General features: G+C 35.0%; 21 protein-coding genes and 1 pseudogene. 3 read left to right on the top strand and 19 right to left on the bottom strand.

From position 1 onward, the window contains the following. Positions 1-737 precede the first annotated feature (737 nt). Complete coding sequence (locus CD001_RS09535) at positions 738-1,031, bottom strand: hypothetical protein (RefSeq protein ID WP_096187292.1); 294 nt, start codon at positions 1,029-1,031, stop codon at positions 738-740. Positions 1,032-1,104: 73 nt separating this feature from the next. Between CD001_RS09535 and CD001_RS09530 the strand changes: the two genes are divergently transcribed. Beyond that, positions 1,105-1,869 (top strand): TIR domain-containing protein, encoded by a 765-nt coding sequence (locus tag CD001_RS09530; protein WP_096187290.1) that lies wholly within the window; start codon positions 1,105-1,107, stop codon positions 1,867-1,869. Between the two features lie 614 nt (positions 1,870-2,483). Here CD001_RS09530 and CD001_RS09525 read toward each other — a convergent pair. Further along, positions 2,484-4,208 (bottom strand): hypothetical protein, encoded by a 1,725-nt coding sequence (locus CD001_RS09525; protein ID WP_096187289.1) that lies wholly within the window; start codon positions 4,206-4,208, stop codon positions 2,484-2,486. 98 nt (positions 4,209-4,306) lie between these two features. On the opposite strand from CD001_RS09525, the gene CD001_RS09520 reads away from it, so the two are divergent. Further along, positions 4,307-5,575, top strand: a complete 1,269-nt coding sequence (locus tag CD001_RS09520; RefSeq protein ID WP_096187285.1) for a DNA cytosine methyltransferase — start codon at positions 4,307-4,309, stop codon at positions 5,573-5,575. Between the two features lie 131 nt (positions 5,576-5,706). Here the strand turns inward: CD001_RS09520 and CD001_RS09515 are convergent, their stop codons facing one another. The 11 genes from CD001_RS09515 to CD001_RS09465 form a co-directional block, all read right to left on the bottom strand. Beyond that, on the bottom strand, positions 5,707-6,102 hold the full coding sequence (locus CD001_RS09515) for a DUF3427 domain-containing protein (protein ID WP_096187283.1): 396 nt from the start codon (positions 6,100-6,102) through the stop codon (positions 5,707-5,709). A 159-nt stretch (positions 6,103-6,261) separates the two neighbouring features. Then, on the bottom strand, positions 6,262-7,251 hold the full coding sequence (locus CD001_RS09510; RefSeq protein ID WP_096187281.1) for an HNH endonuclease domain-containing protein: 990 nt from the start codon (positions 7,249-7,251) through the stop codon (positions 6,262-6,264). A gap of 358 nt (positions 7,252-7,609) precedes the next feature. Beyond that, the gene (locus tag CD001_RS09505) at positions 7,610-8,596 is read right to left on the bottom strand and encodes a D-2-hydroxyacid dehydrogenase (RefSeq protein WP_096187279.1); all 987 of its coding nucleotides are present in this window, start codon (positions 8,594-8,596) and stop codon (positions 7,610-7,612) included. A 72-nt stretch (positions 8,597-8,668) separates the two neighbouring features. After that, positions 8,669-10,072, bottom strand: coding sequence for an aldehyde dehydrogenase family protein (locus CD001_RS09500; RefSeq protein ID WP_096187277.1), 1,404 nt, complete (start codon positions 10,070-10,072; stop codon positions 8,669-8,671). 16 nt (positions 10,073-10,088) lie between these two features. Then, complete coding sequence (locus CD001_RS09495) at positions 10,089-10,979, bottom strand: HpcH/HpaI aldolase/citrate lyase family protein (RefSeq protein WP_096187276.1); 891 nt, start codon at positions 10,977-10,979, stop codon at positions 10,089-10,091. 18 nt (positions 10,980-10,997) lie between these two features. Then, a complete protein-coding gene (locus CD001_RS09490) occupies positions 10,998-12,101 on the bottom strand; it encodes a zinc-binding dehydrogenase (RefSeq protein WP_096187274.1) in 1,104 nt (367 codons plus the stop codon). A gap of 74 nt (positions 12,102-12,175) precedes the next feature. Further along, a complete protein-coding gene (locus CD001_RS09485) occupies positions 12,176-13,465 on the bottom strand; it encodes a TRAP transporter large permease (RefSeq protein ID WP_096187272.1) in 1,290 nt (429 codons plus the stop codon). Positions 13,466-13,494: 29 nt separating this feature from the next. Beyond that, complete coding sequence (locus tag CD001_RS09480) at positions 13,495-13,986, bottom strand: TRAP transporter small permease (RefSeq protein WP_096187270.1); 492 nt, start codon at positions 13,984-13,986, stop codon at positions 13,495-13,497. Between the two features lie 116 nt (positions 13,987-14,102). After that, positions 14,103-15,149, bottom strand: a complete 1,047-nt coding sequence (locus CD001_RS09475; protein WP_096187268.1) for a TRAP transporter substrate-binding protein — start codon at positions 15,147-15,149, stop codon at positions 14,103-14,105. Between the two features lie 103 nt (positions 15,150-15,252). Then, on the bottom strand, positions 15,253-16,398 hold the full coding sequence (locus tag CD001_RS09470) for a glycerate kinase family protein (protein ID WP_096187266.1): 1,146 nt from the start codon (positions 16,396-16,398) through the stop codon (positions 15,253-15,255). A 662-nt stretch (positions 16,399-17,060) separates the two neighbouring features. Beyond that, the gene (locus tag CD001_RS09465; protein ID WP_096187264.1) at positions 17,061-18,179 is read right to left on the bottom strand and encodes a CdaR family transcriptional regulator; all 1,119 of its coding nucleotides are present in this window, start codon (positions 18,177-18,179) and stop codon (positions 17,061-17,063) included. A gap of 331 nt (positions 18,180-18,510) precedes the next feature. Between CD001_RS09465 and CD001_RS27285 the strand changes: the two are divergent. After that, positions 18,511-18,691, top strand: a pseudogene (locus tag CD001_RS27285) (ATP-binding protein); the annotation flags it as partial. Positions 18,692-19,185: 494 nt separating this feature from the next. Here CD001_RS27285 and CD001_RS09455 read toward each other — a convergent pair. From CD001_RS09455 to prpB, 6 genes are read right to left on the bottom strand one after another with little or no spacing between them, the layout of a single operon-like run. After that, positions 19,186-20,619, bottom strand: a complete 1,434-nt coding sequence (locus CD001_RS09455; RefSeq protein ID WP_096187261.1) for a bifunctional 2-methylcitrate dehydratase/aconitate hydratase — start codon at positions 20,617-20,619, stop codon at positions 19,186-19,188. Then, positions 20,609-22,099 carry a tripartite tricarboxylate transporter permease gene (locus CD001_RS09450; protein WP_096187260.1) on the bottom strand — a complete coding sequence of 497 codons (1,491 nt, stop codon included), beginning with the start codon at positions 22,097-22,099 and terminating at the stop codon, positions 20,609-20,611. The genes CD001_RS09455 and CD001_RS09450 overlap by 11 nt, the downstream gene beginning before the upstream one ends. A 36-nt stretch (positions 22,100-22,135) precedes the next feature. After that, positions 22,136-22,660: a tripartite tricarboxylate transporter TctB family protein gene (locus tag CD001_RS09445; protein WP_096187259.1), complete on the bottom strand. Its 525-nt coding sequence runs from the start codon at positions 22,658-22,660 to the stop codon at positions 22,136-22,138. Positions 22,661-22,704: 44 nt separating this feature from the next. Next, complete coding sequence (locus CD001_RS09440; protein ID WP_096187258.1) at positions 22,705-23,730, bottom strand: tripartite tricarboxylate transporter substrate binding protein; 1,026 nt, start codon at positions 23,728-23,730, stop codon at positions 22,705-22,707. 23 nt (positions 23,731-23,753) lie between these two features. Then, entirely contained in the window at positions 23,754-24,428 is a 675-nt protein-coding gene (locus tag CD001_RS09435; protein WP_096187257.1) for a GntR family transcriptional regulator, read from the bottom strand. A gap of 33 nt (positions 24,429-24,461) precedes the next feature. After that, the gene (gene prpB, locus CD001_RS09430; protein WP_096187256.1) at positions 24,462-25,343 is read right to left on the bottom strand and encodes a methylisocitrate lyase; all 882 of its coding nucleotides are present in this window, start codon (positions 25,341-25,343) and stop codon (positions 24,462-24,464) included. Between the last annotated feature and the right edge of the window lie 93 nt (positions 25,344-25,436).

Below are 25,436 nucleotides of genomic sequence, written 5' to 3'. Positions count from 1 at the left end.
ACTTCTATTTTTGAATGAAACGCTTCAACTCACTGGTTCAGGAGTTGAAGCGTTTATTTTTGTATCATTTTGCGAGATTCGGGAGCAATCAGTCCCCATTATACGTATGAAATGGTTACTTTTATTTATGGTATGGTTCACCGTGGTGATTTAAGAGGCAAAAACTAGGGCATTGAAATACATATATCCAATGCCTTTAATAAATCCAGAACTTTTATTACTTAAGAACACTATTGTTAAAAATACATCATGCCAACCATAAAAGTAGGTGTGTTTATATTTGAAAAATGTACTAAAATGGGCTTGATTACAGCCTTAAGAATGTACCAATAGTTCCCATAAAACACCACTTGCTGTCAACGTTTACTATTAGAAGATCATCAAAAAATTTGAAGTAAAAAAGCATAATCCTCTTATCTTTGCCGAGGGATTACTTTTGGTCTTACACTACTCTGACAATTGCCGATTTATTATTTTCTAGTGAATAATATGGTTGTACTGTGCAGCAGCTAGACCTGATAATTTTCTTTACAGTTAAACATAAGGCACCCGTTTATTCTTCTCCCCTTTACTTAAAAAGGAACGTAAACCCTTGTTCTACCATCCTGCACGTTAGCTCATTAAGTACATCGTCATTCACACTAAAGTAGACTTCCAAATAAAACAAAAATTAAATAGTTAGTCTCATTTAATGCTACAAATGTCAATTATATTATTTAACTACTTACGAATAATGGCTATTCCTTATGATATTCTAATTCCAGTTCCACCTCGCTCAATATGAAATTTCTTAAAATCTCTAAGTTTATAACAGATTGACCACTTTCAAATGAAAGATTGTCAAATTCTTTTAAAAGAGTATCCATATTCAAGTAGTGAAGATAATATTTTAAAGCCCTCACTTTTCCTTCTAAAATGCTATCAACTAATTCAATGTACCCCGAATCTACCAAATAGGAATTAAAATTCAGCTCGAATTCTCTTATTTCCTGTATCAAAATTTTAATTTTTTGTTCTCTTCTACTGTCCATTTCACAGCCCCTATGAGAAAATATTTATAATAGCATTATAATATATTACCGTCTTAAATAGGAGGGAAGTCTATTGAAACAATCAGTAAATAACACTGTATTTCAATTGAAAAAAGTGATCAGGGATATCAATAACTATAATAAAGAGTGGCGATATATCGATGCTTTTGAAAGATATGTATTAATCTTAAATAATTGCTCGAAAAGATTAGAGTTGCCTATTTTTGAATTTGAAAGCTTTCATTATTCAAATACAGGAAAGACAATAAACGATGTTGGATATGATTCACTTATAACACACATAAGCATATTAGAAGAAATGTTGCCAAATGTCTTTGCAATAAAAGAACAGAAACCACAAAATGAAAAAAATCAACAAGATAGTAAAAAGGTATTCATTGTTCATGGAAGAGATAAAACAGCTTTATTAGAGACAGAAGGGATTTTAAACAGAGTGGGGTTAAAACCAATAGTTCTAAATAGAATGGCAAACAGTGGTTTAACCTTGATTGAAAAGTTTGAAAAGTATTCAGAGGTTTCATATGCCATTGTTTTGCTTACGCCTGATGATATAGGAGCTTTATATGAAAACGCACCAATAGAATCACTTAACCATAAATTTCGTGCAAGACAAAATGTACTATTTGAACTTGGCTTTTTCTATGGAAAGCTGGGGCGTTCAAAAGTATGTTGCATTTTAAAATCAAGCGTCGAAAAACCCACTGATATAGATGGAATAGCTTACATACCTTATAATCAGTCAGTTGAAGAGGCGGAATATGCGCTCTTAAAGGAATTAAAAGGGGCTAATTTAGAATTTCATCTGTATAACGTTTAAACCTGTTTATGTAAATTAACACAATTTATTCTGAACTAACTGACATACCATTACTGGAGATTATCGTCCCTATTTCAAAGCGAAATGCAGTCTCTAAAAACAAGACATTATAAATCATAGTCTTAATTTATAGACAAAGTTGAAACAAAGAGCAAAATATACATTCCTATGAATAAAATAATGTATATTTTGCTCTGTAAAACATTTATAATTGTTGAATTAACGCACGCTTTCCTAGGTGTATTTCTTCACAAATTACTATTTTAATGTCTCTTTTATTTCAGCCGTTTTCTATTTTAAAACCTCTAAATAATCTACCGTGTTATTTCTCAATACTGAAGGTGTTGAAATGCCCTTTGAATCCATTTTTTTCCAGACTAGTAATTTGGCTACCGATAATCTCTTTATTAAAATTATTCAAATAACAAATAAAGTTTTCAGTTTTTACCCTCCTACAAATTTCTTCCATATAAATAGCATTAACATCACTTTTAAAAAAACATAAGAGTAAATTTCAATTTTTTTTTTGCCTTAATTTTCTCTAAGAAATCGAGGTTATTTTCTAAAGCAACTTGAGTTTGCTCTAAACCCCCTTAGAGAACTTAAATAGTTTTTTAATTTATTTTCACTTCACAAGATAATTTTAACGACGTCCACCCTCTAGAGTGACCACCACTAAATTTAACACGAAGAGATAATTCTTCTCTATCGTCATTCCAGATAAGTGTATTTTGAATACTTGATGGATAGTTTCTGATTACTTTAATTTTTGTGCTAATATCTCCATGCTCCAAAACTATACTCTCAGAATCTTCATAAAAAGATACAGCGAGTGGGGCTTTACCTAGTAACGCTTGTATCCCCCTCTTCAATTCACTTTGTGATGCACTTCCCAGCTTATCCCCAATAGTCCCCGAAATTACTTCTAAACAATGTTGATGATCAACTGACTTTGCAAGAAACTCCTCTTTAACTTCTTTAATTTTATCTTTCATTGTTCCAATACCAAAGTATTGATCCCCTAGTATTGTACCAACACCAGGGTTTTTTGAAGTGAGCTTTTTTACTCTTTTCTTATAAGCTTTTAATGAAAAAGCTTCTTCTATTAATTTACCTTGTTTTATTATTCCTATTTTTAAATCACTTGTATCTAATCTATCTTCTAAATAACTATCTGGTACAAGTTGAATGCTATCAATAATAAACTCATCATGCTTCAACTTAATATAATTACATATTTCTCTACTCATACTAGTAGCAGTAGTAATAATCTTGTTAATTGTACTTTTTGTAACAAGTGGAGAATATTTAATAAACATTTGCTTGTATTCGTCAGGTTCAACTTGATTAATTGTTGGATTTTCTTTTAATACTTGATAATAGGTTATTGCTTCATTACACTTACCAATAGCATTACTTTTATTTCCATCACTTTGATAGAAATGTTGGGAAATTAATTCTTCAAACCTCTTAATATCCTCTAAATTATTCTGTGTTATTTCATTATCTTTCACTTCAAATATTTCATAACTTGTTGCTAACTTTATAGATGATGTAGGGTTGCTTTCAAATTTAAATCTCAATAACAATGCAGTTGATCCTACCCTGATTCCTATTGAGTTTTTTCCATTTTTAAATAAATATATTTTTTCATTAGGATCTATTTGAAAATTCAACTCCTCCACAGACAAACACTTGTTCCCATCTTTGTATCGTGTTATAATGTTTTTAGAATCTAAAAGTAATAGTTTTCTAAAAGCGTTATTTATACCATTATTTCTATTATTATATTCTTCACTTAAAAGCTCATAACAATATTCTCTTAAGTTGAACAAGAAATAATTTCTTATGGGATTAATTTCCTCATTAAATTTTGGAAACATCTTTTTTACTATTTTTTTCATTTCTCTCATTGAATTATAATTAGTTGTTACCTTTTGCGTCTTTATAATCTGTTTTAAATACCTTTTGTACTCTTCTTCAATAAATAAATTAAACCTTTGTTGGAGATTTTCTGTTAAAAAATACTTTTTAAGAAAACTAAGAGCACCTAAGTTTTTTGGTTGAATTTTCGCCTGACCTTTTATTTTAAAAAGATTTATTCTAATTACTTTATTATTATCCAGTGTAATCATAATATCTGAATGATTATCCGGAGATTCACTTGCAAATTTCGACCTTACTTTTACAGAATTAGGGAATTTATTTATAATGTAATGTACAGTTTTTAAAACTGTATCATCGTATTGAGCTTGTGAATTGGTACCATGTAATTTATTATTTATTAATTCAGCGACCTTTATTACATGATCGTTTCCAATTGACTTCTGTACTTTCAACAATTATCCCTCCTTGAAGATTGTATAATATTTTTCCAAAGTAAAATTGGGCGATTCTCGTGTTTAATGATAAAATTTTAACATACGAGGTGATTTTTATGAAACTTGAATCTAGAGGACGGGCTAAATTTAGACCTATAAAAAATTATGATGTTAGCGAAGTTAAAAAACTCCTAATTAATAAACTAGAAGAAGAACAGCAGAGAATAAAAAAAATAGATGAACACGTTGAGATTGAAAATATACATTATTTATCCAATAAATTCAATGTTGTTAGCTTATTTTCAGGTTGTGGTGGTTTAGATTTAGGATTGGAATTATCTGGTCTAGATGTTATTTTCGGTGAAAAAAAAGTTAACAACCTTCTTAAGAATAAAAGTTTATTTATACATGAAAGGCACAATAGTATCTTTAATGTAGTATGTGCAGTAGATATGTTTAAAGAAGCAAACTTAACCTTTAAGAAAAATTTTCCAAAAACAGTAATCCAATTAGAAAAGGACATTAGAAAAATAAAAAACTTTCCTATTGGAGATATTGTTTTAGGAGGATTTCCTTGTCCTGGTTTTAGTGAAGCGGGTCCAAGATTAATTGACGATGAAAGAAACTTTTTATATATCCACTTTATTAGATGTTTATTACAAACAAAACCATTTTTATTTATTGCTGAAAATGTTAAAGGTTTATTAACGTTAGGAAAAGGTGAGGTCGCAAAACAAATTATTCAAGACTTTGAATCTGCCGGATACAAAGTTCAGTTTAAATTAGTAAATGCATCTGATTATGGTGTACCGCAAAACCGCGAACGCGTGTTCATTGTAGGGGTAAGGAAGGATATTAACTATAATTACACTTTTCCAGCCCCTACTCACGGTGAGAAAGAAGAGTTAATAGCACGCAAAAATTTGGAAGATGCTATCGGTGATTTAAAAGACGATCCTGGCGAATGGTATGAAGGCAGCTATTCATCAATGTACCTGTCTAGAAACCGAAAAAAGAAATGGACAGAGCAAAGCTTCACAATACAAGCATCCGGTAGACAAGCTCCTCTCCACCCTTCCGGACCACCAATGAAAAAAATCGATAAAGATAAATGGGAACTACCAGGAGGAGAAAGTAAACACCGACGACTTTCTATAAAAGAAGTATCAAGAATACAAACATTCCCAGATTGGTTCGAGTATTGTTATGGATCTGAGAACATAAGTAAAAACGGTAAATTAGACAAAGTATATAAACAAATAGGTAATGCTGTCCCAGTTGAGCTAGCAAGGGTTATTTCTCGCCCCATAGCGGAATGGAGTGCTGCAAACATGGAATTTCTAAAAGATAAAAGGCAATCCTTTCAACAGTTACCTCTAATTTAAGAGTAAATGGAATGACTTTGGATTTTTCCAAAGTCATTCTCTATAATATTATTATTATTAACTATATAAAATGAGGAGAAACAGTGTAAAGATGTTAATTGGATTCTTATAAAATATACACGTTCTTCTTATTACAGTAAAATATTCCAAATAAGCCTAACTGGACTTTCATCATATACTTCTTTTACTTCACCATTTCCAATATAGGTGAAATAAGGATTCTTATTATCTCTACGAATTAATATATATATCTTTCCGACTGGATTAATTAAAGATTGTATTGAGCTATGATTTAATTTAGAACCGTTCTTTCCGAACCACTCAAATTTATTCCCTAATAATCTATTTTTATAATCGTGCCCTGTTCGTCCAGAAGTATTAATATTTGCAAATATAAACCAGTCATCATGAAATCTATTATAACCAGTATTCCAATTACCATTTTGTTGCTCTATAGGAACTTTAAAAAGTTTATATATGTCTTTTCTTTTATATGTCATCCCTATTTCTAAAGTGGATTTAGCCACCACTAGCCCCTCCTTTTAACAATTTTAAGATTAATATAAATTCCTTATGTTTATTTTCCCTTATATTACTTTAAATTTCCCGAAATGAGAGTTAATGGAATAATCATTAATTTTCCCAAAATCCATTTTATACCATATGTTAATAATATTTTCCCTATTTCATCTAGGGCTCCAAACTTCATCGTATCCATTTTTCATGGAATAATCATAGAGCATAACGATTTTCTTCTGTTTATAATTAGTCATTAAACTACTAATGTTTTGATCATCCTTTTGTTCATTTAATTCATTATTTCTATCTATTATGTAATCAAGATAAAGGTCGTTCGGCAGCTTATCACTTTTGGAACTGTTACACTTGTTACAAGATAAGACAAGGTTCCAAATGTTATCTGACTGAACAAATGACCATGGGATAAAATGATCGACTTGGATTTCTCTCTTTTTCCCAGTTAGTTCCTTATTACAATAGAAACAATTAGGCTGAAAGTACTGTAGCAATATTTTTTCAAATGGACGTAATGATGAACGTTTTGCAATACTTTCTACCTTACCAAGAAGATAATTAATACTCGGTACTTCATTTAGCTGTTCGATCATTGCTGCCATATGATAGTTAGTAAGGTTCACAATAAGCCTTTGATAGTTCAACATAAAACGATGAACAGCAGCATTAATCTTTAAATATTCCCTTTTGTGATCAAACGCATAGAAGCTACCTTTTGTATCACCATAAAGTGCACCATACACATTTTCTTTCATTGTTGATTTCACTTTACTCACTAACGCTACTTGTAAATTGGCGTCAATTTTATCAAAACTTATTTCTGTAGGAATTGCATTCTTTACCTGTATGTCTTTAATGATGGTTACAACTCTCGCATTTTTCCCTCTGTTTTGTTTCACTAGATTATGATGAACGATTAAGTTCCAATAAATCTTTGTAAATGAATAGGCTAATTGGTCATAAGTTAGCACAAGGTTGTCATTGACTTGGTATAAGTTTTCGATCAATGCTTTGATTAAAGCATATTTATAGGTTGATGATTTTACCGATTTACTCGACAAAACAATCGTAAAAATTCTCCAAATATCTTCATCCGTTAAATAGGTTTCTTGTAACTCACCTACTTTTAACTTGTGACTCATGTCTTTCACACCTTTAATATAGGGGCTTCTCTTCTTATTCAAATCTGTGAAGAAGCGTCCCAGCTTCCAAATTTCAGTATTTTTTTTACTATTATACCAAATACATAGGTCATACGCCTTATTTCGCCGCAAAATTTTTATAAAACTTTTTGATCAGTAGTGAATTAAAGATATGAAAACAACCTCCAATCTTGTCGATTAGAGGCTACTTTGATTTTGTTTCATTCGTTTTTTTCAATGATTAGATGATAAACACTCCTCTTCTCTTTCCATTAAGATTTTATACATATAGTCTTAGGTCCTACTACCGGTCGTTATCATAAACTCTTCTTGATTATATACAGTACGCAATATTTTATTACGACATGTCATTTACTATATTTGTTGGATTCCCTTCTAGATATCGTTTTAAATTTTCTATCGCTATATCTAATAATCTTTTCCTTGCTTCCTTTGTCGCCCAGGAAATATGTGGAGTAATAATGCAATTTTTTGCATAAAGTAAAGGGTTATTTTCCTCGATTGGTTCAGTTGATACTACATCAAGAGCTGCTCTACCAACTTTGTTGCTATTCAGGGCTTTTGCTAAGTCCTCTTCATTTATTAATTGTCCTCTTGAATTATTAATAATAATTACTCCATCTTTCATTTTATTAATGCTTTCTTCATTAATAAAACCTCTATTCTCATCTGTTAATGGACAATGTAATGCTATAACATCTGAATATTTGTATAATTCATCAAGTTCCTCACAGATTTTAACATTCTCATTTTCCTGTCGAATCCTTTTGTTTCGGGCATAGGCTAATACTTTCATCCCTAAAGCTTGAGCTACTCGACCAGTTACTTGACCGATACGGCCATAGCCAATAATGCCAATAGTTTTACCCGCTAGCTCTATCAATGGTTGGTTCCAAAAACACCAATCATCATTTTTTGACCATTCCCCACGTTTAACAGCTGCATTATGAACTCCAACATGATTGCATACTTCAAGGAGCATGGCTATCGCCATCTGAGCCACTGTCTCTGTTCCGTAGGCTGGAATATTTGTTACGAAAATATCATTTTCCTTAGCAGCTTTCACATCCACAACATCATAACCAGTTGAGAGCATTCCAATATATTTTAATCTCCGTAAATTCTGTATCACCTCTTCTGAAATTGGTGTTTTATTAGTTAGTATAATATCAGCATCGTTTGCACGTTCAATTAACAATGATAAGTCATCGGGTGAATATGTTGTCCGATCATAAATTGTCACATCAACTAATTCCTTTAATGGTGACCAATCTAAATCTCCGGGATTTAATGTGTAACCGTCTAATACAACAGCTTTTAACATTTCCTCCTCCTTTATCTCAAAAGAAATAACTTTATTCTCATAAGAAAGACTGTCTAAAATATCATTAAGAATTTAATCTAGTATGTTTTTATCCCTCATTACATTCCCAAACAGTTCCTCGTCCGTTGGAGCTGTGAAACCTTTTATTTCTCTTGCAACCCAAGTAGTATTAATGTAGTGCTTATGAGTAATGTTTTCTGAAGTGATGTTGCCTCCCCATGTTCCACAACCGAGATTAATCGTAAATGGCATTCCATTATTCCAATTTCCTGCATTCGATTTTCCTACAGGCATGTTTACTGCAACTCGACTTGTTTTCGTTTCAAGAGAGTATTTTAAAATACGGTCATCATCTTTACTATGAATTCCACATGAATGTCCTGCTCCGCTGTATGCTTGAATGTTATTAACTAGTTTAATAGCATTCTCAAATGTGTCATATTTATATAATGTAACAACAACAGATAATTTTTCACCTGAGAATGGATGGTCCTGGCCTACACCACTCTCTTCTACAATTAACCAAGTTCGATCTTCAGGTATTTGAAACCCTGCTTTTTCTGCGATGAACGTTGCTGGCTTAATGATTAAGTCTGGATTTAAGTGCCCATCTTTCCATAGTGCTTCTTGTAACTTTTGTTTTTCTTCTTCATTACAAAGATAAGCTCCAGAAGCAACCATTTCTTCTACGGTTTTATTGTATATATCTTCCTGGATGACAGCACCATTCTCTGTTGAACATCCGCTTGCTAAATCATTTAATTGTGCTTCCATGATATTATTGGCTGCAGTCTTAAGGTCTGCTGTTTCATCAATGACAACGACGACATTCCCTGCACCTACCCCATAGGCTGGTGTACCAGATGAATATGCTGCCTTAACCATCCCAGCACCGCCAGTTGCAACAACAAGATCAGATTGCTTCATTAATTCATTTGTTTTATCAATTGTTGGTTCTTCAACACAAAGAAGCAAATCTTCTGGTATTCCAATTCGTTTAAATAATTGTCTAATATCACTTACAACTTTTTTCGTAGTTTTCTTTGCCCTTGGGTGTGGAGCACAGATCATTGCATTTCTTCCCATAATCGCATTCATCATGCCAATAAAAACGACACCTTCAGGAACAGTCATCGGAACTAACGAAGCAACAACACCAACTGGTTTACCAATTTTCACAAGCTGCTTTTCATGATCTTCTTCGATCACACCGACAGTTTTCGCATCCTTAATATCACGCATGATCCCCCTAGCTCGTGCTTGGGTTCTGTTAATTTTACTTTGGATATCTCCTAATTTTATCTCTTCATAAATATAATTCGCCCAATCATCTGCTTTATTTACAGCGAACCAGCCTACACTCGCTGCAATACGTTTTACTTTTTCTTGGCTATACTGTTCTGCCGTCTCTTGTGCATTCCTTGCCCTTTCTATTAACCTAGAGATATCAGTTAATTCACTTGTTGTACTAGTCATATAGACAAACCTCCATTTACACTTTAGATTTATAATCTAAGATTTGATCAGCTTTTGTTACAAGTCTTCTTGCCCTGTCAGCAATTGGATTATCAATCATTTTTCCTTCATACATACAGACGCCATTTCCTGCGTTCACTGCTTCATCGAATGTATTGATTAACTGCCTTGCTTTCTCTACATCTTGGGAAGCAGGAGTGAAAATATCATTCACAATTTCTACTTGTTTTGGATGGATACATGTTTTACCTGTAAACCCGACACTTTTTGCAAACATTGTGTCACTTATTAAGCCCTCATCATCTTCGATATCTGTAAATGGGGTATCAAGAATATCAATATTGCATGCATTCCCAGCTTGAGCAATCACGTTTCTAGCATATTCGATTTCCTTTCCTTCCCTCGTTCTCTCGATTCCCAGTTCATTTGTTAAATCTTCTGCCCCAAACTGTACAGCAGAAATCCGATCAGAACTGGATAAAATAATATAAGCATGAACAATACTATAACTTGTTTCTAGCAAAGGAATAATACCTATTTCAAAGTTTTCAATACCGTAGCGTTTTTCAGTCGACTTGATTAAAATATCAGATATTAAGATCGCCTCTTTATCCGCTTTTGGAACAATGACTGTATTGGGTAATTCTTCAACGATTGCTTCTAGATCTAAGACCCCATGTTGTGTTTTTATGTCGTTTATGCGGACAATTATTTCTTTCCCAATTTTCTTAAAATTCCGTATACTCTTTTTAACAGTCTTCCGAGCAAATCCCTTCTCAGACACACTTACTGCGTCTTCTAAATCAAGAATCACACTGTCCGCGTTTATGTTAAGAGCTTTATTGATCATTTTTTCTGAGTTGCCAGGTACATATAATAACGATCTTCTCACTGAATTTAGTGCCAAGACCTTCACCACCTATTTTTATAGTTTCTCTACCTTGTTCGGCTCAATAATCGCCCTAGTCACTTCTTTTGTTGCCGCTTTTTCTATTGCTAATTGTGACTCTTTTAAACTGTAAGATCTGTCCGTCAAACTGTTAAATGGGTATTGCTCATTATATTTCTCAAGAAACTGTAATGTTTTATGGAGGTACCATGGTTGATATCGCAGTATACCTTTTACAGTTAAACACTTACGTGTAATTAACCCAGGTAAAATCGATACATTTTGACTTTCATCAATACCCACATTCCCAAGTTCAAGAATTATTCCACCCATTTTTGCTATTCGTACCGCTTCATCAAACGCTGCAGGCACACCGGCAACATCTAGAACAAAATCTGCACCTTTTCCATTTGTCACACGTGAAATCTCATTGATACGTCTTTCAACGGTATCAAACTCTTTCATATTAATAACATGGTCAGCTCCGAACTCTTTTGCTTCTTCGAGTCTCGAGTCTATACTATCAATAATTATGACATTTGCTCCCATCGTTTTAGAGATCGCAGAAGAAAATAGTCCTAAACCTCCGGCTCCTTGAATAACTATGGTGTCGTTAATTTTAAGACCGGAAGTGTCTATAGCGTATACCATCTGTGAGATCCCACAGTTTGCTCCAGATGCAACATTATCAGGAACATTCTCAGGTACCTTGTAAAAATATTGGTTTGCTTGAATCACATAATGTGTTGCAAATCCTCCAGTAAAATGTGGATATTTTTCAGCATGCTGACCTTGAAAGTCGCTACCATGAGTACAAATATTAAAATGTCCATTTAAACATGCTTCACATTTTTGACATGTAAGATAGTAAACTGGAACAACACGGTCCCCAACTTTCACCTCTTCTCCTGCATAATCCGTCGTCACACCTTCCCCAAGTTCTAGCACTCTTCCAACCATTTCATGTCCAAGGACATGATTTTTAAAAGGATGTTTACCTTCCCACATGTGAATGTCTGAGCCACAGATATTGCTTTTAATCACTTCCATTGTTACGCAACCTGTATCTGTTTTAGGGACATCATATTCTTTAATTTCGACTTCCCGAGTCCCCGTCATTGCTGCAACTTTACCTTTCATTAGTAAACCCTCCCTTTAACTTTCTATAAATTATCATCTACTAACCCTTAAATTGACGGTATTTTCTTTTAGCTTTACTGCCACCATAATGTTAAAGCAGGAAAATATGTGATGATTAACAACCCTACTACTGCTGGTACTAAAAATCTCAAAACGTATGGCCACATCTCTACTATATTAGACTTATTAATTCTTGCTGAAACGAAAATATTTGCTGCCATAGGTGGTGTAATTAAACCTATTTGAATATTTGTAACAAGTATGATCCCAAAATGAATGGGGTCAATACCAAAACTCATTGCTGAAGGATACAATAAAGGAGACATGAGAAGTACTGCTGCATTTGTTTCCATAAACATTCCAACGACAAATAAGAGAAGATTAACAAAAATCAAGAACAAGATCGGATTCTCAGTAACAGTTGTTGTAAATTCAGATATTGTTTGTGGTACTTGCATCAACGTCATAATTCTATTAAAGACGCTTGCAAATGCGATTATACACATGATTGAAACTGAAATAAGTGTTGCCTGATAAAAAATGTCTGGTAATTGGGAAAACTTCACTATTCTCCCAAATAGAATGACACCCAACGCGTAAACACCGGCGATTGCTGCTGCTTCCGTTGGTGTTGTAACCCCTAAGTAAATCCCACCTAAAATAATAACGGGAAGAATCATCGCAGGCAGCGATTTCCACATTAACTTAGGAGCTTTTTTAAACGTGTCCTTATCAAAACTTGAACTCTTTTCTTTTTCACCAATACCTTCAGTATCAATTACCTTAGGAAGAGTAATCCGGTGAACAATCATATAAATAACGGTCATCATGATTCCAGGAACGATCGTTGCTAAAAAAAGTGAGGAGACAGATACACCAACTGCAGCCCCATATACAATTAGCGGAATTGATGGTGGAATGAGAACGCCTAACAATCCAGAACACCCTGTTAAAGCGGCTACATAACCTCTTTTATACCCTTTCCCCATCATTCTTTCTCCCACACTACTACTAATAGCAGCAACGGTAGCAACTGATGATCCAGTCATAGCTCCTAAAAAAGCACTTGATACTAGTGTTACGTGACCTAGCCGTCCTGGTAACCATGAAAAGAAAAGTTCAACTACATCTACCAATTTGTCAATAAGTTTCCCCCTATTCATTAATTCGCCTGCTAGTATAAAAAAGGGAATCGCTAATAGAGGAAATGATGCAACAGCATAATAAGGTGCTGTTGCTACGATACCTAGTGGTAAATCTGCTAGCCAGCCACCTAAGAAGCCAGAAAGAGCAAATGTAAACCCAATTGGGACACCTAGTATTAACAAAATGAAGAGTAATACTACCATTATTGTAAGTACCATCTCATTTACCCTCGCTTTTATTTAGATTGTTAAGCAACAATACCTTTTTTATTGCTAAATAACTCGATGATATTCCCTATTGTATGAATAAGCATCAAAACTAGCCCAACAACTAATGCTGAGTACGGAATAGCCATAGGAATCCGTAATGCCATTGTCGCTTCACGGCTATCAATGGAATAGGCAAGTAATGAGTACCCCATGTTTAAAATAACGGCAACAATCACAAGCATTGCAATATTCGTTAACAGGTCAAATGTGAATACTATTTTCTTTGATTTAATAAGTTTAGTAAGTTCAATAGAAATATGTCCTTTAGTGTAGACCAACAGACCTGCACCAATAAAAGTCATAATAGCAAATGATACTAAACTTATATCGCTAGTATCTCGTATTGGAAGGTTGAAGAACCTCGCAAGTACTTGTAAAAATACGGTGATAAACATGATCACCATCATCAAAGTTACAATAGCTTTTTCAATGTGGAATAATACATTTTCAAGTTTTGAATATATAGACAACAACTGTACTCACCTTCCCATACAAATCATTTTTATCCCTTCGATAGAAATGATTCAATTCCATTACTCACCATGACATCTCTATGAAGGTAATAGAAATAACCCTTCGCTCGTTGTTATAGATCTCTTAGTTCTTCAACTTCTTCAATAAGTTCCTCTATCCTTTCACTTCCATATACATCATGGAGGCTATTCCAAACCTCCATACCTATTTCCTGGAATACTCCGATTTGTTGCTCCGTTAATTCGATAACTTCAACGCCTTCTTCTTCCATCACCTGTACATAACTCTCAGTCTCTTCTCTTTGATTTGCAACCTGCCATTCTTGTGTTTCTTCTGCAGCTTCTTTCAGTATTCCCTGATTTTCTTCAGACATTGTTTCCCAGATTTCCTCACTCATAGCAATTGTACCTGTAGCAAATACATGGTTTAACCTTGTATAATATTCATTTGTTTCATGAAGCTGATTATCGTATGTAATCAACAAACCATTATCTTGTCCATCAACAGTTCCTTGTTGCAAGGCAGTGTATAATTCTGGCATTGCAATTGTAGTCGTTTGTGCACCAACAGCATTAAAGAATCCCATGATCGCTTGAGAACCAGGTACTCTTAAAGATAATCCTGCTATATCCTCTGGTGTTTCTACTTTTCCTCTTGAATTTGATAAACCTCTGAATTCTAGTTCATACCAACCAAGTTCTTTGATTCCATATTCAGATAACGTTTCTCTCATTGTTTTAGGAATGATACCATCCCCATAATACAATTCATCTGCTTCTTCATAGTTAGAAACGATATAAGGTAAGTAATGAAAATCTAGTAATTGGTCCATTCCAGATAGTGAACCTTGATTTATAAATGCAAACTCCAAGTTGCCCTGAGCAAGATCTTGCCCCAGTGATTCATCACTACCAATTTGACCTGCAGGAAAAACATCAATAGAAATTTCTCCGTTTGATTTTTCGTTAACTAAATCAGCAAACATTTCAGCAGCTTGGTGTTGGACACTATTTTGTGCTGCTACCATTCCAAGTCTGTACTCACCTGAATCCCCAGAACTACTATACTCATCACTTGATTCACCGCAGCCAGTTAAAAATACCCCAGTTAATACTGCCATACCACAAAATGATAATAATTTATTATTCCTCTTAATCATAATCTGATTACCTCCTAATCTTTATTTATTTGATATTAAGCCTACCAGTCATAATATAAGTTAAAAAACATGCTCCGTTTTATTGCCCTTTCTGTACTACTTTTTAACTAATTCTACTATTCTCACTAGTATCCCAAATTCTCATTGTTCTTTCGGCTGTTTTTTCAATTAATGAAATTCCCTCTTCTAGAGCTTTGTCAAGTGATATCGGTTCAGAAACAATATCGATGATCGCATCTATCCCATAGTTATAAACAACCTCTGCCCCTTCTCCTATACTTCCAACTATCGCTATAACAGGAATACCATATTTCTTTGCTGTTCTAGCTACACCAATAGGTACTTTTCCATTAATTGTCTGAAAATCAATCCTCCCCTCACCTGTGATTACCAAATCTGCATCTTGAAGGTGTTTTTCTAAGCCAATAATATCTATTACTTTTTCGACACCTGAGTGGCATTTTGCACTGCAAAATGCAAATAGACCGGCTGCTAATCCTCCAGCAGCACCACTTCCGGGGATTTCCAAAACATCTATCGAAACTTGTTCTTTGATAAACTCTCCAAAGTGCTCTAAATTACGATCTAATATTTCAATCGTTCTTCCAGATGCCCCTTTTTGAGGCCCGTATACAGCTGAAGCTCCATTCTTACCACAGAGGGGGTTTGTCACATCAGAAAGCATGACAATATCAGTGTTTTTAACTCTAGCATCGATTGCGGAAGTATCAATTGTTTCAACATTTATTAGTTCTCCCCCACCAAAACCAATTTCTTGATTGTCTTTATCTTTGAAACTAACTCCTATTGCTTGAGCCATACCAGCACCAGCATCATTGGTAGCGCTTCCACCAAGGCCTATATATATTTTTTTACACCCTTGATCCATTGCATTTTTAATTAACTCTCCGGTACCGTAGGTTGTTGTAATTAGTGGATTATATTTTTCCTTTGTTATTAGCGCCAATCCAGATGCAGTTGCCATTTCTATGACAGCAATATCGCCTGGAAGAATACCATATTTAGCATTAACCTTTTTCCCAACTGGATTTAAAACATTAGCTTCGACATACCTTCCATTTAGTGCTTTTACTAGAATATCGACTGTTCCTTCCCCTCCGTCTGCAATCGGGACTTTCACAGTGTCTATATCATCACGATAGTAACGAAGTCCCCTCTCCACTGCACTTGCAGCTTCAAAAGTTGTACAACTCCCTTTAAATGAATCAATTGCAATAACTACTTTCATTACACATAACCTCTCTTACATCAATTTGTTACCGTTTACATATTTAAATCTAAAACGTCAATACAACTGGTATTTGTATGAATTATTATAATTTAGAGACTTTTCTGATGATATGTTATAGATAATATATATAGTGATCTTTATATGTTCCTTATAATAAATTTCTAGTTTGTTTTATATTTCACATTAGAAATTTTTCTATTAATTATACTTATTCTTATCCCTGAATCCGTGTTTTAAAAAGAATTTCTATGTATCTTTTGTTCTTATACTTCATTTGTGTTATTCCAATTGTTATATAGGACATAATCGGACTATAGAAGTACAGCGACTTGTGCAAAAACGCAGCTGCTCCTTGGCTGAACTATTGAAATTCATAACTTTTATCAGAGTGAATCGTTACTTGTGAAATTATTCTAAATACTAGGGGCTGAAAAAATATCAGTGAAGAAGATAATACAAAGAGTTTATTCCTTTATTCTGCCTGAGGAGGTAGAGGTATTTTTCAAAATGTAACATTTATAACTCTCATTATTTTTAGACGAATCAAAAAGTAAAGTCACCCCACACTTTGGGATTTTCATAGACTAGCTTAGTAAAAATATAATGTGCAGGGAGATATTTGCTTGTGTTTGTTTCAGTAGACACTCATATAATGCTTATTAAAACTTGGATGCTAAATACAATATAACCATGTCATTAAATACACGTAAATCGTAATCTGTTTTCTCCTTAATCTTTTGAATTTTATACTGTACTGTATTCTTATGAATATAATACTTCTTAGCTAATTTATTTAATGAACCATTATATATAAAATAACTTTTTATAAAACCAGTAAATTCTTCTACTTCTTTTTGATTACATTTAGAAAAGACTTGGTTTTTTAATGTGATTTTGTAACTCTCTGGAATTTTGCTAATTGTGAGATTAAGCGATGTTTGGCTGAATTGATAAACACCCACATTATCACCTAAATACTGAAAAATGCTTAGCGCTTCATTATACGATTTTGGTATATCCTCGTATGTTTCATGTGTGTTCCCTATTGCACATAGTAGTGATACACTATGAATTTCTCTAACCTTTTTACATAAATACTCCAATTCTTTACTGAGATCACTTAAGTGTAAATTGGTTATAACGACAAAAAACTCTCCGTTATAAGAAACTAAAGAATATCTATATCCTAATTTATCAGAAATGTATTTTTTTACGATATTATGTCGAACGGTGTTCAATTTACGATTACTATTCTTATCTTTGTGATTTGAATACTTTATTAAAGCCACTGTGAAGGACCCTTTAACATTTAGGTTATTTTGCTGCAAACGTTCCTCAATGTCAAAAAGTGATGTAAGGAAGTTCCCGCTAATTAAATCGTTAGCAAATACAAGCTTAATTTGTTCTTGATTATTCCGATTCCAAAGATCAAAAAATTCATACATAATCATTTCCGTCATTTTTTGAATGATTCGAGCATATTTAGCCACTTCTTGAGAATTACCAGTAATCCCAACAACCCCAATTAATTCATTAGAAAAATAGATTGGCAAGTTGACTCCACTCTTACAACCTTTATACTGTTCATCATATTCTACTATTAATTCATGATAATTGTTTCTAATAATCATATGAGCCGCTTCGTGATAACTGTTTACTCTTCGAGCGTTGGTACTTGCTATAACGAATCCATTACTATCAATGATGTTAATATGATAGTCTACAACACTTCTCATATCTTGAATAATTTTTTCTGCTATCTTTTTATTTAAGTACATAAGACACCCCTCCTTTCGCAACGATTACAAACCAAAAAAGTTCTGAATATTAAGATTATTTTAGTGGTTTGTATCACTCGTGTGCGTTTGTTTTTCTCTTCAAAAGATCCGCTGTCCCGGTGTTAACGAACCCACTTATCAAAGACAGATGGCATCAGCTCGTATTCTTTGATAATTTCATATCGTAGAAAAGCTTCTTCTTTCTCGTTTGGCCATTTTAATTCTATTCGGCTTTTTATTTGAACCAAGTGTATATGTCCTTAACTAACTTGTCCAATCAAGTGTAACCTATCCATGTACCGCTATTAAACACAGAGTAATACCTTTATAGACACAGTTAAAAATGAAACGGATTCGTGAGGCAGATTTAATAATAATTGATGACCTCATGTTTATGACAATGGACCAGAACGAGGCAAATCTGTTCTTCCAATTCGTTAATACATCTATACGAACGAGTTCGAGTTATTCTTACATCAAATAAAGGACTCGAACAATGGGGAGAGTTGTTAGTTTAATTTTGAAACTCAAAACACGCATAACACCGTTCCGTTTTGATGGAACGGTGTACAAAAAAGTTTTTTAAAAATAAACGATCATACACTTCGAATGTAAAATAACAAGTTATTTATTTTCGTGTGGTATAAAATTCTCATAATAAGAAGCTCTAATACTTTTTAAGTAATAGTTGTGTTGATTTTTTTCTATAACAGACAGCTACTATACTACTAATAAAGCTGATTTTGATAAAGATTTTCTTTAATAATTGGCTGTACATTCATTATGGCTTCCTCCTTGCAACATAATTCCCAACCAAAGTTTGGTTCCCTTACTAATTTCAGTATTTTTTACTATTATTCCAAATAGATAGGTCATATGCCTTATTTTGTCGCAAAATTACTATTAAACTTTTTGATCAGTAGTGAATTGAAGTCATGAAAACAACCTCCAATCGATGCGATTAGAGGCTGGCTTTGGTTTTTGTTTCATTTGTTCGTTTCAGAGATTAGATGACAAACATATCGATAAACTCGTTAACTTTCATTGATCTGAGTTGGTCGAGATCATTCGTTACATCCATCATTTTCTTTACTCGATGCTTCGGGAATCTCGTGTGTAAGTTGTTTTCTAGCTTTTCCAGTAGTTTAGGTATTCCTTCATCTCTTCGAAGCCGATGTCCTAGTGGATAATCGATTGAAATTTTGTCTGTTGCAGAACCGTCATTGAATACGACTTGAATTGAGTTTCCGATCGATCTCTTTCCTGGGTCCAGGTATTCTTTCGTAAACCGCTCATCTTCTTCTACGATCATTTTGTCACGCAACGTATCGATTAATGGATTTGCAGCTGTCTCATCTTCATAGTGATCAGCATGTAATTCACCGTAAATCAAACCGATTGCTACCATATATTGCAAACTATGATCACGATCTGCAGGGTTATATAACGGACCCGTTTTATTAATAATTCTTACAGCTGACTCTTGTGTCGTTAGTTTTATTTCCTTTATATCATCTAGTTTATCTTTCACTTGAGGATGTAAATGAATCGCACATTCTACTGCGGTTTGTCCGTGAAATTCAGCTGGATAGGAAATTTTAAATAAAATATTTTCCATGACGTATGAATCGAGTTCTTGAGCTAATGTAATATTTTCTCCATTAAACAGGACATCTTGAAAGCCCCACCTTTCAGCAGTTAATGGTGTTTCGTAGCCCATCTCTCCTTCCATTGTCATCATCGCTAGTCTTACAGCTCTGCTCGTTGCATCTCCAGCTGCCCATGATTTTCTTGAACCCGTATTTGGAGCATGACGGTATGTTCTTAAACTTGAATTATCAAGCCAGGCTTGAGAAAGGGCATTTTCAATTTCGTTCTCTTCTCCACCAAGTAGCTTTGTAACGACGGCAGCTGAAGCGACCTTCACTAACAAAACATGGTCAAGACCTGCACGATTAAAGCTATTATCGAGAGCTAAAACACCTTGGATTTCGTGTGCTTTCACTAAACTGTCCAACACATCCCCCATCGTTAGTGGAGGTTTTCCGACATGAAGATTTTTTTTGCTCATATAGTCAGCGACTGCAACAATGCCCCCTAAGTTATCAGATGGGTGACCCCACTCTTGAGCAAGCCACGTATCATTATAGTCAAGCCAACGAACGGTACAGCCGATATCGAATGCACCCTTTACCGGGTCTAATTCAAATTGAGTGCCGGGGACACGGCTTCCATTTGGCACTGTTGTCCCTTTAACGATCGGACCTAGCAGCTTCGTGCACTCAGGATAGTTTAGCGCGAGGATTCCACAGCCTAATGTGTCCATTAATACGTATCTTGCCGTACTAATCGCTTCTTCACTCTTAACTTGATAATCATTCGTGTAATTAGCAATTTGTTTTAAAATAATGTCCTTCTGCTGTTTTGTATTATCTGTCATAGGTCTCCTCCTTTTGTTTTGAAGCTAATCTTTTCATCAACGGACCGACTACAGAAATGACTGCTAAAATAAATAACGTTAATGAAATCGGCTTTGTAAATAAAATACTCCAATCCCCATGAGACAGCTGTAGCGCTTGTCGTAAAGACCTCTCCATAATTGCTCCTAAGATGAGACCTAATATTAAAGGGGCAGGCGGGAAGCCGTATTTTCTCATAAAAAAGCCAATTAAACCGAAGAACACTAATAAGTACAGATCGAAAACGCTAAAATTCAAACTATATACTCCTATTGCGCAAAAAATGACAATCAATGACATTAGAATTGCTCTAGGAATTTCAAGAATCTTTGCGAATAACGGAATTAATGGCAGATTTAAAAATAACAAAAACATATTTCCTATATACATACTTGCGATAACGCCCCAGAACACATCTGGTCTTTCTTGGAACATAAGTGGGCCAGGAGCAACTCCCATAACTAATAATGCCCCTAATAAAACGGCAGTCGTTGATGATCCAGGTAAGCCAAGAGTCAGCAACGGAACAAACGAACCACTAGTCGCTGCATTATTTGCTGACTCTGGGGCCGCAATCCCTTTGATATTCCCTTTTCCAAACGTTTTATGATCCTTTGATAAACGTTTCTCCATTGAATAGCCTAAGAAAGATGCAATCGTTGCACCTGCTCCTGGTAAAACACCAGTAAAAAAACCTAACACCGAGTTTCTTAAAGTCGGCACACTTAATTCCTTCACTTCTGCTTTTTTCAGCTTTAGTGAGCCTATTTGTTTCTTCTGATCGTTCACTTTCGTTAAAAGCATCATCATCACTTCTGCAATAGCAAATATTCCTAAAGCAACGATCAAAAAGTCGATTCCATCATATAAGTTACTCGAACCAAACGTATATCTGAGCGTCCCTGTTTGACGATCAAATCCGACGATTGAAATCATCACTCCGAGTACTGCCACTATTAACCCTTTTACAATCGACTTTCCAGAAAGAGAAATGACAGCAGTTAAGCCTAATACCATTAATGAAAAGTACTCTGCCGGTCCGAAGCTTAAAGCAAACGCTGCGAGAACAGGTGCTAATACCATTAATCCGATTAACCCGAGCGTTCCCCCGACGAAGGAGGCCCATGCAGCAATTGCCAGTGCCTTCCCGGCAAATCCTTTTCTTGCTAATGGATAACCGTCAAATGACGTAGCAACGGTCCCAGATATTCCAGGTGCATTTAATAAGATTGATGAAGTCGAACCGCCAAAAACAGCTCCGTAATAAACACCAGCCATTAAAATCAATCCAGTTGCAGGGTTCATACCGAACGTAATAGGGATCATAAGAGCGATTGCACTAATCGGACCTAATCCAGGGATAACCCCTATTAACATACCTGCCGTAACTCCAATAAAAACGAACAGCAAATTCTCAGGTTGCAATGCAACACTAAATCCGTACAAGATATCAGCTAGCAATGGATAACCCCCTTTTTACGGGTCCTGCTCATAGTTTTAGAAAAATGATAAAATACCTGAAGGTAAATTGATTCCTAACCATTCTGAAATGGCGTAATAAGCTCCAACACTAAACACAGTTGCGACGATTAAATTGACAACTATTTTCTTGTAGCCGTAATAAATCGGCATTAAAAATAAGTAGAGCCATGTACTGATCACAAAGCCTAGTCTAGAAAACAGAAAGATGTACAACAAAAATGCTCCAACTGTTACGACAATCTTTGCAGATGGATTATACATCCAATGTGTCGAGTTACCTTCATTTTTGTTAGCTAGCCCGGCGTTCTCGTTCTTTTCATCACTCTCTTCTCCTTCCGGTTTCTCCCGTTTTTCAAAAAATAGAAAAATCGACAGAGCGAAAAGAAAAACTCCTAAAATCTTTGGAAAAACATCGGAATCAATCGCTACAGATCCACGAAACTCTTTTATTCCTGTAAATGCGATAAACAGATAAAATATCGAGAAAAAGAACAAAATAACTGAGATTGTTCGATTGGCATTCCATTTAAGGTTTGTCATATCATTCACCTGCTTGAGAGAAGCTCAGCTAAAGCTGAACCTCTCTAATAGTCGATATTTTCTAAAACTTCTGAAAATAATTCTTGCTGTTCATCTAAGAAGCTACTAAAGTCTTCACTATTTAAATACGCATCCACCCAGCCTAAGTCATCAGCTGCTTGGATCCATTCATCTGACTCGAGCATATTTGCAAATAAATTTTCATAATATTCGACTGCTTCTTGAGGCATATCTTTTGGACCCATGACACCTCGCCAAATGTCAAACGTAAAATCGATTCCTTGTTCCTGGTATGTTTTTGCGTCCCCTGGTAATTCGGTTCCTTCTGGAGCAGAAACCCCGAGTATACGAATATTTCCAGACCGAACATGCTCACTCGATTCACCGACTCCGGTCGTCACGACATCCGCATGACCGCCAACAGCTGCAGCAATCGCTTCTCCTCCCCCCTCGAAGGAAGTATAGTTAATGTTTTCGGCAGGAACTCCAGCCTCAATGAGTGCGCCTGCTAATGCAATATGATCCATACTTCCAGGAGCAGAGCCGCCAGCAACGCTTACCTGTTCACCAGCTTTAAGGTCATTCACTAAATCGTCAAGAGTCTCGTACGGTGAATCATCACTCACTCCGATAATCATATAATCTGTAATGAGTCTTGCTAAAGGAGTAAAATCTGTATGATCATGGTCTGAATCACCTGTCATCGGAACGAGAATGATTGGGGGACTCGTTACGAAAAGGTGGTGAGGATCTCCTTCATGGTTTGCGATATGTGACCACCCAATAGCTCCACCGGCACCTGGCATATTTTCAACTCCCATTGCTACCGGTAATAAACCTGATTCTTCTAAAACACTTGATGTCGTTCGAGCGAGCGTATCCCAGCCCCCACCAGCTCCAGCTGGAGCAATCATTTCGATTGTCCCTTCAGGCTCCCAGCTGCCACCTGATCCATCGTCATCATTTCCAGCTGCTTCTTCATCTCCATCTCCGCCACAAGCAGCGAGCATGAACAGTAAAATGAACACACCAACAAAGTGTAAGCGCTTACTAAAAAATGATCGTTTCAATTCATTCATCCCCTTAAGAAAAATTATTTTAACCTACAATGAGTATTGATCACTTCCAGGGTTGTTTTTAAGCTTCTTTGTATGTGCTTTTTCATGGATGCCTCAGCTTCCTCGGGTTTGTTTTGTTTTATTAAAAATAATAGCTCTTCATGCTCTTTAACTACTCGATCTACATTATAATCTGGTTGGCGATAACCTGGAATTCGTCTAAACCTTTCAATGTGACCTTTTATTTGTTCTAGAAAGCGTACTGCTGTTTGACACCCGCTCGGCCCATACAATCGATGATGGAATTGACTGCCATAGAAGACGGTTTTATCGTATTTTTTTTCAGCAGCCGTCATTTTCATTAATTGAATGAAATGATCCATCTGTTCAATATCATCATCTGTTACATGGTTCGTTGCCTCACGAATGATTAATCCTTCTAACACCTCTCTAACGTGAAAAACTTCAATGATGTCTTTTACATCCAGTTCTGCTACATAAATACGTCCGTTCGTCCCTTTCATTACAAGTCCTTCAAGCTGTAATTGATTTAATGCCTGTCTTAATGGTGTTCTGCTTATATTTAATTCTTCAGAAAGCTTAACCTCGATTATATGCTCTCCAGGCTCAAGCTCTAGCTCAATAATTTTATTGCGAATTTTTTCATATGCTAATGTACTTGTATTTTGTCTTTGGTTTTCATTTATCACGTTGATCCCTCCATCTATGTAAATACCACCTCCTTATAATTTCGTTTTTGCTATCGATTCGTCGAGTGTTTCATAGTCAAAATAACCTATTAGTTCATACAACTCTTCTCTTGACTGCATGTTACTAAGAACAGGCTTTTGAGTCCCCCCTTCTAATAGCTTTTCATAAAAGGCTTCTACAGCCTTGTTGGCTATACGTAAAGACGACACGGGAAATATAACAAAATCATACCCCCAGTCCTCAAATTGCTCTGCTGTGTAATAAGGGGTTTTCCCAAACTCTGTCATATTTGCCAGTACAGGTGCATGTATTTTCATTGAAGCTTCTTTAAACTCTTCCTCTGTTTTTAGAGCTTCTGGAAAAATGACATCCGCTCCGGCTTCTGCATATTTATTGGCGCGGTCAATCGCATCTTCTAGCCCTGTTACCCCTGCTGCATCTGTTCTAGCAATGACCTTTAGATTCGGACAATGCTTTTTAATGGCTATAATTTTTTGCATCATTTCATTCGGTGGAACTAGCTTTTTTCCATTTAAATGTCCGCACTTCTTAGGCATAACTTGATCTTCAATTTGTAATGCCGCTGCACCTGATTCTTCTAGTTCTTTTGCTGTTCTAACAGCATTGATGACATTGCCATAACCTGTATCGATATCAACGAGTAAAGTTGCTTTCGTTGCTCGATAGATTTCTTTTGTTCGTTGTGAAAGCTCGTTTACTGTCATAACTCCAAGGTCAGGTAACCCGTAAGAAGCTGATACAGCAGCACCAGATATATATAGCGTATTAAAGCCGACTTTTTGAGCAATTAAAGCTGTAATCGCATCATGAGCACCGGGAATGATAGTAATCTTTTCTTCAGGTCCGTTGAAAGGGTTTTCATTTCTCTTTCTGTTTGATATAAGCCAACTCATTGTTCCCCTCCTAAAAATAAATCGTCATTTTGTTGCGCTCTCATTGTATAATTGTATACAAAAATACAATATTGTCAATTATGAATTTTCAGA

The organism is Evansella halocellulosilytica (genome assembly GCF_002335745.1).
GTDB classification, from domain to species: Bacteria; Bacillota; Bacilli; order Bacillales; family Salisediminibacteriaceae; genus Bacillus_CA; species Bacillus_CA halocellulosilytica.
Note: the sequence above shows the minus strand (reverse complement) of the source record. Positions and strands in the feature narration are given on the sequence as shown.

Coding starts and splice junctions, on each gene's coding strand:
- prpB (WP_096187256.1), bottom strand. CDS start 25,343: ATGAGTTGGCTTATATCAAACAGAAAGAGAAATGAAAACCCTTTCAAC.
- CD001_RS09490 (WP_096187274.1), bottom strand. CDS start 12,101: ATGAAAGGTAAAGTTGCAGCAATGACGGGGACTCGGGAAGTCGAAATT.
- CD001_RS09485 (WP_096187272.1), bottom strand. CDS start 13,465: ATGGTACTTACAATAATGGTAGTATTACTCTTCATTTTGTTAATACTA.
- CD001_RS09475 (WP_096187268.1), bottom strand. CDS start 15,149: ATGATTAAGAGGAATAATAAATTATTATCATTTTGTGGTATGGCAGTA.
- CD001_RS09500 (WP_096187277.1), bottom strand. CDS start 10,072: ATGACTAGTACAACAAGTGAATTAACTGATATCTCTAGGTTAATAGAA.
- CD001_RS09535 (WP_096187292.1), bottom strand. CDS start 1,031: ATGGACAGTAGAAGAGAACAAAAAATTAAAATTTTGATACAGGAAATA.
- CD001_RS09510 (WP_096187281.1), bottom strand. CDS start 7,251: ATGAGTCACAAGTTAAAAGTAGGTGAGTTACAAGAAACCTATTTAACG.
- CD001_RS09520 (WP_096187285.1), top strand. CDS start 4,307: ATGAAACTTGAATCTAGAGGACGGGCTAAATTTAGACCTATAAAAAAT.
- CD001_RS09505 (WP_096187279.1), bottom strand. CDS start 8,596: ATGTTAAAAGCTGTTGTATTAGACGGTTACACATTAAATCCCGGAGAT.
- CD001_RS09445 (WP_096187259.1), bottom strand. CDS start 22,660: ATGACAAACCTTAAATGGAATGCCAATCGAACAATCTCAGTTATTTTG.
- CD001_RS09455 (WP_096187261.1), bottom strand. CDS start 20,619: ATGACAGATAATACAAAACAGCAGAAGGACATTATTTTAAAACAAATT.
- CD001_RS09470 (WP_096187266.1), bottom strand. CDS start 16,398: ATGAAAGTAGTTATTGCAATTGATTCATTTAAAGGGAGTTGTACAACT.
- CD001_RS09465 (WP_096187264.1), bottom strand. CDS start 18,179: ATGTACTTAAATAAAAAGATAGCAGAAAAAATTATTCAAGATATGAGA.